Origin of the sequence: Sellimonas intestinalis (genome assembly GCF_001280875.1) — a bacterium.
Lineage (GTDB): Bacteria > Bacillota > Clostridia > Lachnospirales > Lachnospiraceae > Sellimonas > Sellimonas intestinalis.
The window spans coordinates 62,075-72,541 of sequence record NZ_LGAJ01000001.1 but is presented as its reverse complement, the minus strand read 5'-3'; the positions used below and the strand labels follow the sequence as shown (position 1 = coordinate 72,541).

Here is a 10,467-nt window from a genome sequence, read left to right as displayed (position 1 = left end):
TCGTACTCTTCCTCTTCGTACTCTTCTTCTTCGTACTCTTCTTCTTCCTCTCCAGCTTCTTCTGTTTCTCCGACTGTCTCCTCCATAATCTCTTCTTCAGCAGGCTCTTCCTGAGACACTGTTTCCTCTGGCTGCTCTTTCATAGACTCAGAAAGTCTTGCAATAGATTCTGTCGTACCGCCCATTTCTTCCTGGCTTCCTTTTTCTTCTGATTCCATTTCATTCAGAAGTCTCTGGATATCTTCCGAAAGAATTGTTGCTGTATCTTTGGAGACCTTCTCGGCCTTAGCCCGCTCTTTGGCTGCCTTTTCCTCTGCTTCTTTTTTCTTTTCCTCAATGGCGGCTGCATTTTTTCTCTGTCTTTCTTCCCATTGACGGAGGATCTCCTCTATTCTCATCTGTCCTGTCTCGTACACGTCTCCCTCTCCTTTTCCCAACATATGCGTTACTTCTTCTATTGTCTGATTTCCCCCGACAGCCATTCCAAGCAAAAAAACTCCTGTCAGCGCCCTGGACATATCCAATTTCCTGATCAGAGCATCTCTCTTATCATCATCCTGAAGCATGGAAATCACCTGGCCGACATCAACCAGTTTTTCCGGCTCTGGCTGTATTTCCTGGCTCTGATCTGGCTCCTCTTTGGCTGTCTGTCCTTGTGATGCCTGCCCTTCCAAGATCTCACCTTTCTTCTCCAGCTCTTCCTCCTGTGCCGTTTCCACTGCAGCCGGCTTCCCCGCCTGGGACTTCTCCTCGGTTTCCGGAGTCCTGTATTTCTGCTGCTGCTGTGGTGTAAGCGGCTTGTATTTTATCTTCAGCTCCATCGCCTTCTGTACGAAGACTCCATCACTGAACCACAGAATCAGATCATCACACTCTTCGAGACATTCCGTTGTCATCCCCGCTTTGTCATAGAGCTCTGCCAGCTCGTATGCCCACTTTTCAATATACTCTGCCTTCTTAAACTCTTCCAACACACGGATCTGCTCTTTAAGCGGTGCATTCTGCGCTTTTAGAATCTTATATTTTAATATGTACTGATTTGGATCTTTCGGGGCCATACTCACAAACTCCTCGTAGCAATCCAGCGCCTCTTCCGTCTCCCCCAGCCGGAGTGCCAGCGTTCCCAGTCGGTATACAATCTTCCTGCTCCCCGGACTTCTGTCATATGCGATAAAAAGAATCTCTCTGCTTTTCTGATACTCCCCGGTATATTCATAAATCTCACTTACTGTACAAAGCATGGATGCATTTTTCACACGCTTCCAGTCAATCGTCTCCGCAATCTCTTTTGCCTTATCGTAGGACTTTGTCTGGACGTACTTCATTATTTGTTCCGTTTTTTCACGATACTCGTATTTATCCAATGTCGCTCACCTCATTAATTACTTGCTCATCATAGCAGCTTCAAATCGTTCTTTTATTCGCAAGGATCATATATCTTTTCATTTTCTTAGTGTATCATACCAACTTGTCAATGTCAAAAAATTGGAGCCGTTTTTTTCTTAATTATTACAAAACTATTACATCAATCATTGTAAGTGTCAGATGACACATTCCGGTATTGAAGATAGTTGCCAACGTCTCGGTCACCTCCGGATGTTTACTTATCACCAACAGAAAAACAGCCATTATATATTTTTCTTATAATGGCTGTTTTATTTATTCAATTTTATCATATTTTTAATTCTCTTACCGGAGGAATCTTTCATTTCGATTTACCGGTTCCCAAAAGCCTTTTTTATTTTATATTCGATATATAACTCAAAGTCTCTGATTAATTTTCCGCTAATGTAATCTTTGATCTCAGATTTTCTACTTCCTTTTATAATATATTTAATTTTGTTGACTTTTCAAATCTTCTGCCGATATATTCAATTTTATAATTTAGAGAACTCCTCTCCTTTTTATTCTAATCTACTTATGGGTTCTGCCCTTTGGCTTCCTCCCCTGTATTATCCGCATACCAAATCTTTTTTCATCAACTCATATTAAATATAAGATAAACGGTTAAATAAAATTTCTGATCCTTAGGCGATGTTTCTTTACACATCTTCTAATTCTTTGAACTATTGACTGATGTGGTATCATATTCAATATGTCTTACAGAATTTTCAATCTCATATTCCAGCTTGTTACATCTCCGATATACTTTGTACACTCAACTATTTACTGGATTTATTTATTGATAAAGGCTTTCAACATGGGAACCTTCATCTGTAATACCACTAACATATTGAATTTTGAACTCCGTGCTGTCCAATGGTAAAAGCCCTCCTTTTTCTAAATTTCCAATTCTGAAAGTGAAACAACTTCCAGTTCCAAGAACCCCTTTCTCGTCAGGTTTCTTTTCTTTTGGATTGATTAAACTATAGCACTTGCCTCTTTATTTGTCAATACTTTTTTGAATTATTTTTTATTTTATTTCATTTTTAATTTTTAATTGTCTAAATTATCTGTTTTATTTTGAATTTTTATTCATTTATCTATATTTTATTTCCCTCTTCATTTACCAGGCCATCCGTGCTAAACTAAATTAGTATTGTCAACGCAAGATTTGTTTTAGAATGGGAAAGGAGAACCATATACTATGGGCGGATTTTTTGGTGTAGCATCAAAAGGCGAATGTGTACTTGATTTATTTTATGGGGTAGACTATCATTCTCACCTCGGAACAAGAAGAGGCGGTATGGCGACTCATGGAGAGTCCGGTTTCAGCCGTGCCATTCACAATATTGAGAACTCCCCGTTTCGTACCAAATTCGACAAGGATCTGAATGAGCTGAAAGGAAATCTTGGCATTGGCTGTATCTCCGACTTTGAACCACAGCCACTCCTGATTCAGTCACATCTTGGCAGCTTCGCAATCACGACGGTCGGCAAGATTAACAATCTGGATTCTCTTTTAAAGATGATCTTCCAGGACGGGCACTCTCATTTCCAGGAAATGAGTACCGGACAGATCAATGCAACAGAACTGATCGCTTCCCTGATCTGTAAGAAAGATTCCATCGTGGAGGGAATCCGTTACGTACAGTCGATTGTAGACGGCTCCATGACACTTCTCGTGATGAACCAGGAGGGGCTTTATGCCGCGCGTGACCGTTATGGGCGTACCCCTGTTGTCATTGGGAGGAAAGAGGACGCATACTGTGTTTCCTTTGAAAGCTTTGCATATATCAATCTTGGCTACTCCGACTACAAGGAGCTGGGACCGGGAGAGATCGTCTACATCACCCCGGAAAGTGTGGAGACAGTCGGACAGCCTTTCGAAAAGATGAAGATCTGTTCTTTCCTTTGGGTATACTATGGCTACCCAACTTCTTCCTACGAGGGAGTCAATGTAGAAGAAATGCGCTACAAATGTGGAAGCCTGCTTGCCAAGAGGGATGCGGGAACGGTATCTCCTGACATTGTGGCAGGTGTTCCGGACTCCGGTGTAGCACATGCGATCGGATATGCGAACGAATCCGGAATTCCATATGCCCGCCCATTTATTAAATATACACCGACCTGGCCGCGCTCTTTCATGCCTACGACACAGAGCCAGCGGAATCTTATCGCCCGCATGAAGTTAATTCCGGTACAGGCGCTGATCGAGGATCGCAAGCTCCTTCTGATCGACGATTCTATTGTACGTGGAACACAGCTCCGTGAGACGACCGAGTTTCTCTATCAGAGCGGTGCGAAAGAAGTGCATGTGAGGCCTGCATGTCCTCCGCTTTTGTACGGATGTAAGTACCTCAACTTCTCCCGCTCCAAATCCGAGCTGGATCTGATTACCCGTCGGATCATCCGAGACTGGGAAGGAGACGCTTCTCCTGAGATTCTTGCAGAATATGCGGATCCGAACAGTGACCGCTACCAGAAAATGCTGGATGAAATCTGCAGACAGCAGAATTTCACTTCCCTTCGTTATCATCGCCTGGATGACCTGATCGAATCCATTGGAATCGACTCCTGTAAGCTTTGCACTTACTGCTTCAACGGAGAAGAATAAATTTAACTCTTTGTAAAACCCCGCAGGGACTGCGGCGCCATACCATGGTGCTTTTCCCTGCAGGGTTTTTATTTTTGATGAGTTTTGATATTTCTTACGTCTATTTCTGAATTTACCCTCGATAATAATTAATGAGGCAGCCTTTCAGAATGATGTCTCTTTCTGTATCCGTCAATGCTCCAAGATACAGTGTCATCTCTCTGAGACCGCTGTCCACAACATAGGCTTTGACTTCATCTGCTTTGTCCTCCACCGTCCTTCGAATATCCGGCACAAAAATGTAATCTCCGTTCTTAAAAGAAAGTGCGGTGTGATCTTCCTTTGTAATAAACGGCAGCATACCCCAGTTGATCAGATTGGAGCGGTAACGCTTGGTTGCATATTCACAGGCAATATTTGCCCATCCTCCAAGTACTTTTTGGCAAGAGGCAGCCTGCTCCCTTGCAGAACCGTCCCCGGGCTTCACCGCAAAAATCGTACTTCCGATTCCAAGATTTCCTTCACCTACATTAGCAAAACGCTTCTTTACCTCCGCCATCACCAGTTTCAACTCATCAAGCACTTCTAACGGACAGATCCCCTCTTCAATAGCTTTCTCCGCTTTCTGTACTTCCTTGGCACGTCCAACATACGCCGGATCCTTTCTGGAAAGCGCAAACTCTGCCAGTCCCAGCGGGTTGGAGCGGTAGGAAGATGTCTCGCCGGATGGAATCAACTCATCGGTCGTCGTCACCGGATCATGGATCTCAGAAACGACTTTTAACAGAAGATTCTGTGGAAGCTCCGCCATCTTCGGCCAGTCCTTGATGTTCGGCCCGAACTGAATTTCCACTTCCGGTTCTGCCTTTCCGTGGCTGTCAAAAACACGGTTTGCATAAATGGAACTGTCAAAATGATACTTCGGACTGCTGTATTCCACGTCCAAATCTGTCGCCGGAGTCAGATATCCCTTGTTTGCTGCTGTTGCCGCGATCGAACGCGCATCCATCAACGCCACGGATGAAATCTGTCCGCTCTGCAGCTTGGAGCCCTCCCGATTCGGGAAATTCCTTGTCGTATGACGGATACTAAACGCATGATTGGCCGGTGTATCACCCGCGCCAAAACACGGTCCGCAAAACGCCGTCTTTACAATCGTTCCTGCCTCCAGAAGGTCTGCAACGGCTCCATTCTTTACAAGCTCCATATAAATCGGCGTACTTGCCGGATAGACACTGAACGTAAAGGCATCCGCCCCGATATTTCTGCCCCGGATAATGTCCGCTGCCGCACAGATATTTTCAAAGCCGCCGCCGGCACATCCTGCAATAATCCCCTGCTCTACATAGAGTTTTCCATCCCGGATCTTATCCTGGAGGGAATAAGGTACCGCATTATCAAGGCTCACTCTTGCCTTCTCCTCTACATCATGGAGAATATCTGTCAAGTTGGCGTTTACCTCCTCGATGGTATATGCATTGCTTGGGTGGAACGGCATCGCGATCATCGGACGCACCTTGCTCAGATCCACATAGACCATGCCATCATAGTATGCCACATCTCCCGGTGCAAGCTCCTCATACTCACCCTCTCGTCCGTGGATCTCGTAGAATTCCCTGATTACTTCATCCGTCTCCCAGATGGAGGACAAGCAAGTCGTCTCCGTTGTCATCACATCGATACCAATCCGGAAATCCGCACTCAACTTCGCAACGCCTGGTCCTACGAACTCCATGACTTTATTATTCACATAGCCGTTCTGGAATACCGCCTTAATAATGGCAAGGGCGACGTCCTGGGGGCCCACGCCCTTTACCGGCCTGCCATCCAGATAGACGGCAATGACACCAGGCATCCGAATATCGTAGGTCTTATTCAGAAGCTGCTTGACAAGCTCCGGTCCGCCCTCTCCCATCGCCATGGTGCCAAGCGCCCCATAACGAGTATGGCTGTCTGATCCAAGAATCATCTTCCCGCATCCTGCCAGCATCTCTCTTGCGTACTGGTGTATGACTGCCTGGTGGGGCGGCACATAGACACCGCCGTATTTTTTCGCACAGGTCAGCCCAAACATGTGGTCATCTTCATTGATGGTTCCGCCCACCGCGCAAAGGCTGTTATGGCAGTTGGTCAGCACATACGGAATCGGGAACCGCTCGAGGCCGGACGCTCTCGCCGTCTGAATGATCCCCACAAATGTAATATCATGAGAGGTGAGCTTGTCAAACTTGATGTTCAGATCCTCCATATTGTCTGAAACATTGTGTTTTTTCAAAATCCGGTAGGAAATGGTCTGCTCCGCTGCCTCCGTCTTCAAAACCTTGTGCCCGTTCTTTGCCCGCAGCTTCTCTGCCGCCTCCGGACCGTCTTCTATGATATCTCTTCCATGCAGTAAGTAAACTCCATTTTCATATAATTTCACCATATGGACAATCGCCTCCTTCTTTTCTGCTTTCCTCATTTTAGCACATTAAAACAACAGAGACAAGCTATAACGCCTGTCTCTGCGGTTTTCGATCTATTGATTCATATATTTCATGTGCTCCGATACCATCATCGCAATCTTAAATGTCAGGGCATCCTCAAATACCCGGACATCAAGCCCGGTGAGCTTCTGAATCTTCTCCAGCCGGTAAACAAGGGTATTACGATGAATATAAAGCTGCCGTGCTGTCTCGGAAATATTCAGATTGTTTTCAAAGAACTTATATACGGTGGAAAGCGTCTCCTCCTCAAACTCTGATACATCCCGTTCCCCAAATACTTCTTTCAGAAACATGTCGCAAAGGGAAAGAGGAAGCTGATGGATGAGCCGTCCGATACCAAGCTCATTGTACGCCAGAATATTGTGTCCCGGATAGAAGATCCTACCTACATCCAGAGCCATCCCCGCCTCCTTGTAAGATTTGGATACATCCTTTAATTCGTGGATAATCGTCCCATAGGAAACACGGATATTAACCATGGCCTCCGCGGATACGGTGTCCGCAATACTCTTTGCACTCTCGTACACCTCCCGATAACCGTCCGTCTCCTCCAGCGCCTTGACGAGAATCACACTGCTCTCATCTACCGCCGTCACGAAATCCTTCATACCGGAAGCATACATCCCTTTCATCGTCTCCAGCAGCATCTGGTTGTCCTTGGACTTTGCCTCCACCAGAAAGACGATCCGTTTCTGATCATTCTCGATGTGCAGCTTCTTCGCCTGATTGTAGACGTCCACAAGAAGCATATTATCGAGAAGAAGATTCTGGAGAAAACGATTCTTATCGATCTTTTCCTTGTAGGCACGGATCAGCCCTTCCATCTGCTTTGCGCCCAGACGGCCTACAAGCTCTGCCTTCTCACCTCCCATATTTTCAATATTTAAAATATAGGCCGGCTTCTCTTCATCGCACACAAGAAAGAGCGCATATCCTGCTCGTACCTCCTCCATTCCCTGAATAATCTCCTCTTTTTTTATCTCCTCCAAAAACGCCTGAATCCTCTCACCGGCACCCGGACTCTCTGTTCCCGCCTGTACAATACGGTGTCCGTCCAACGCCCATACAGAGCAAGATCCCCCTGCAATATTCTCTATTTCTGATATTGTTCTTTGTAGTACCTGATTTGACAACATGATGATTTCCTCCATTCATTGGATTCATTATAACAAAAAAAGCTGAAAAGTAAAATGAGGATTATTAAGATTTGTTGAATGTTTTCTTACTGTTCTCGAAATCGTATTGACTTTTCATTTTCTTTTTTTATGATACTGGTAAAGCACTACAGGAGGAAAAGTTATGAATATTTTATACGAAATCAGCCAGACAGCCGCCCGCTTTCCTGACCGCACTGTTATGATATGCAAAGAAGGCCGGCTAAACTACGGGGATCTGGCCCGCTGTACCGATCTCCTGGCGGCTGCCATCCAGAGACTCTGTAAAGAAAACCGAACGCCAATTCCGGTCTACGGACACAAGAGTCCCCTGATGCTCATCTGTTTTCTTGCATGTGTAAAATCAGGAAGGGGCTATTGCCCGATTGACGTCTCTGTACCATGGTCACGCACTATGCAGATCATAAAGAACATTCAGCCGCCGTTTGTATTGGCATGTGAGGATCCGGAAGAAACCGAAAGTGCAGATGCTTCTGTTTCCTTTATAAAAAAGGATGACATTCTCAATCTGATCGAGGAGACTGATCCCGCTGAGACAGAGGCTCTTACCCCGGTTTCCGGTGATGATCTGTTTTATATGATCTTCACTTCGGGAAGCACCGGAAACCCAAAAGGCGTACAGATCACATCAGACTGTCTGAATCACTATCTGGACTGGTCTGTGGGCCTTGGGAACACACGGGATGAGAAAGAGGGCCGCATCTTCTTAAATCAGGCGCCATTTTCCTTTGATCTGTCCGTGATGGATTTATACACCTGCCTTGCCTGCGGAGGAACGCTTTTCCCGCTTACGAAAACAGAGCAGGCCGACTTCAGTCTGCTTCTCCCAGCGCTGGCAAACTCCGGCGCATCTGTCTGGGTTTCAACCCCATCCTTTGCCGACATGTGCCTGCGGGATCCGAACTTTGACAGCGATCTGCTTCCGCAGCTCCGTCTGTTTTTATTCTGCGGGGAGACGCTGACAAACCGGACGGCAGAAAAACTTTCGGGGAGGTTTCCGGATGCGATCATTATGAACACCTACGGGCCGACCGAGTCCACTGTGGCCGTGACGGAGGTGAAGATAACACCAGAACTGATCCAGAATGTAAACCCTCTCCCGGTCGGACGTCCAAAGCCAGGGACCTGGATTGAAATCCATTCTCCGAACGGAGAGTCGCTTCCGGACGGAGAGAAAGGTGAGATCGTCATTCTCGGAAATACGGTAAGCACGGGATACTACCGGCGACCGGATCTTTCGGCCCCTGTCTTTTTTAGTACCTTGAAGGACGGCATAACTGTCCGGGGCTACCGGACCGGGGATGAAGGATACTTAAACGACGGCGAACTTTTTTACTGCGGCCGAATCGATTTACAGATCAAGCTGCACGGATACCGAATTGAGCTTGGCGATATTGAAAGCCACCTCTTGAAGCTTTCAGGTATTAAAAATGCAGCCGCCGTTGCTAATATGAGAGACGGGAAGGCAAAAAGCATTACCGCATTTCTTGTGATGGAAACCGTCCCAGGAGATGCCTTTGCCGAATCTCTGCGGATCAAGCGGGCGCTCAAAGAATATCTTCCGGATTATATGATTCCCAAGAAACTGATCTTCCTCGACCAGCTGCCGATGACATCCAACGGCAAGGCCGATAGGAAGGCTCTGGGAGGGATGCTGTCGTGAGTTTCTATGATAACTACCAGTTTTTCTGCGTGCTGATTTTTATCCTCATGCCCGCAATGCTGCTCGGTATTTTGGAGCAGCCGCTAAAATGGTATTCCACCGCCGCAACCTTTTTGTTTACGGCTCTAGCCTTCCTTTCCAAGCCGCAGCAAGCGGCTTGGCTGGCTCTCTTTTTTGTAACCGAGCTGTTTTTGGTTGAGGGATATCTGGCCTTCCGGGTGTCTCGCGGGAGAAGTCCCGCTGTTTACCGACTTGTGCTGTTCTTGAGTATCCTGCCCCTGATTCTAAGTAAGCTGGCCGGTTTCTGGGACGGCTCCACCTTTGCCTTCCTTGGTATTTCCTATCTGACGTTTAGATGCGTACAGATCATTATTGAGACATACGACGGTCTCATTACGGAAATGCCCGTCCTGGATTTTGCAGCCTTTGTGCTCTTTTTTCCGTCCATAAGTTCCGGTCCCATCGACCGGAGCAGGCGGTTTTTACAGGATCTGAACAATATTCCTTCCCGTCAGGATTATTTGACTCTTGCCGGGGAGGGTGTGTTCAAAATCCTGCTGGGGCTGATTTATAAGCTGATTCTGGCTTCTATCTTCTTCAAGGGGATGGGAATGGTACAGGGTGCATGGGAATGGTACTTCGTTATCTTCTACGCGTACTGCTATGGATTTTACCTGTTTTTCGACTTTGCCGGATACAGCCTTATGGCCATTGGTACCAGTTATCTTCTGGGAATCCGGACGCCTGAGAACTTCCGAAAACCATTTTTAAGCGTTGATATTCAGGAATTTTGGGATCGTTGGCACATCACCTTGTCTCACTGGTTCCGGGACTTTCTTTTTTCCCGGTTTATGATTCAGTCTATCCGGAAAAAGCGGTTTAAAACCCGGCTGAATGCAGCCTGTGCAGGATTTCTTGTCAATATGCTCGTCATGGGACTCTGGCATGGAGTGACCCCTTCGTATATTCTCTATGGACTTTACCACGGGGTACTACTTGCCATCACAGAATGGTATAAGAAAAAATCAAGTTTTTATAAAAAATACCGTCAAAAACGGTGGTATCGTTTCTTATCCTGGCTGATTACACTACAGCTTGTAATCTTCGGGTTTTATATCTTTTCGGGACAGTTCTTGTGGCTTCTCGGATTATCATAATTTTTAGGAG

General features: G+C 46.2%; 6 protein-coding genes. 3 read left to right on the top strand and 3 right to left on the bottom strand.

Going from position 1 to position 10,467, the window contains the following annotated elements:
* On the bottom strand, positions 1–1,364 hold a 1,364-nt coding region (locus tag AOA56_RS00355; RefSeq protein WP_162224682.1), incomplete at its 3' end, for a tetratricopeptide repeat protein.
* Between the two features lie 1,223 nt (positions 1,365–2,587).
* Here AOA56_RS00355 and AOA56_RS00350 point away from each other — a divergent pair.
* Positions 2,588–3,997 carry an amidophosphoribosyltransferase gene (locus tag AOA56_RS00350; RefSeq protein ID WP_024734029.1) on the top strand — a complete coding sequence of 470 codons (1,410 nt, stop codon included), beginning with the start codon at positions 2,588–2,590 and terminating at the stop codon, positions 3,995–3,997.
* Between the two features lie 112 nt (positions 3,998–4,109).
* Here AOA56_RS00350 and AOA56_RS00345 read toward each other — a convergent pair whose 3' ends face one another.
* Positions 4,110–6,401 carry a hydratase gene (locus AOA56_RS00345; RefSeq protein ID WP_024734028.1) on the bottom strand — a complete coding sequence of 764 codons (2,292 nt, stop codon included), beginning with the start codon at positions 6,399–6,401 and terminating at the stop codon, positions 4,110–4,112.
* 93 nt (positions 6,402–6,494) lie between these two features.
* Entirely contained in the window at positions 6,495–7,598 is a 1,104-nt protein-coding gene (locus tag AOA56_RS00340) for a PucR family transcriptional regulator (RefSeq protein WP_024734027.1), read from the bottom strand.
* Between the two features lie 163 nt (positions 7,599–7,761).
* Between AOA56_RS00340 and dltA the strand changes: the two genes are divergently transcribed.
* Both dltA and dltB read left to right on the top strand, forming a co-directional pair.
* Positions 7,762–9,300, top strand: a complete 1,539-nt coding sequence (gene dltA / locus AOA56_RS00335; protein ID WP_024734026.1) for a D-alanine--poly(phosphoribitol) ligase subunit DltA — start codon at positions 7,762–7,764, stop codon at positions 9,298–9,300.
* The gene (gene dltB / locus AOA56_RS00330) at positions 9,297–10,457 is read left to right on the top strand and encodes a D-alanyl-lipoteichoic acid biosynthesis protein DltB (RefSeq protein ID WP_053768734.1); all 1,161 of its coding nucleotides are present in this window, start codon (positions 9,297–9,299) and stop codon (positions 10,455–10,457) included. Before dltA ends, dltB begins: the two co-directional genes overlap by 4 nt.
* Positions 10,458–10,467 lie beyond the last annotated feature (10 nt).

Bases quoted from the DNA above. Each gene is read 5' to 3' on its own strand.
- AOA56_RS00350 (WP_024734029.1), top strand. From the start codon at position 2,588: ATGGGCGGATTTTTTGGTGTAGCATCAAAAGGCGAATGTGTACTTGAT.
- AOA56_RS00345 (WP_024734028.1), bottom strand. From the start codon at position 6,401: ATGGTGAAATTATATGAAAATGGAGTTTACTTACTGCATGGAAGAGAT.
- AOA56_RS00340 (WP_024734027.1), bottom strand. From the start codon at position 7,598: ATGTTGTCAAATCAGGTACTACAAAGAACAATATCAGAAATAGAGAAT.
- dltA (WP_024734026.1), top strand. From the start codon at position 7,762: ATGAATATTTTATACGAAATCAGCCAGACAGCCGCCCGCTTTCCTGAC.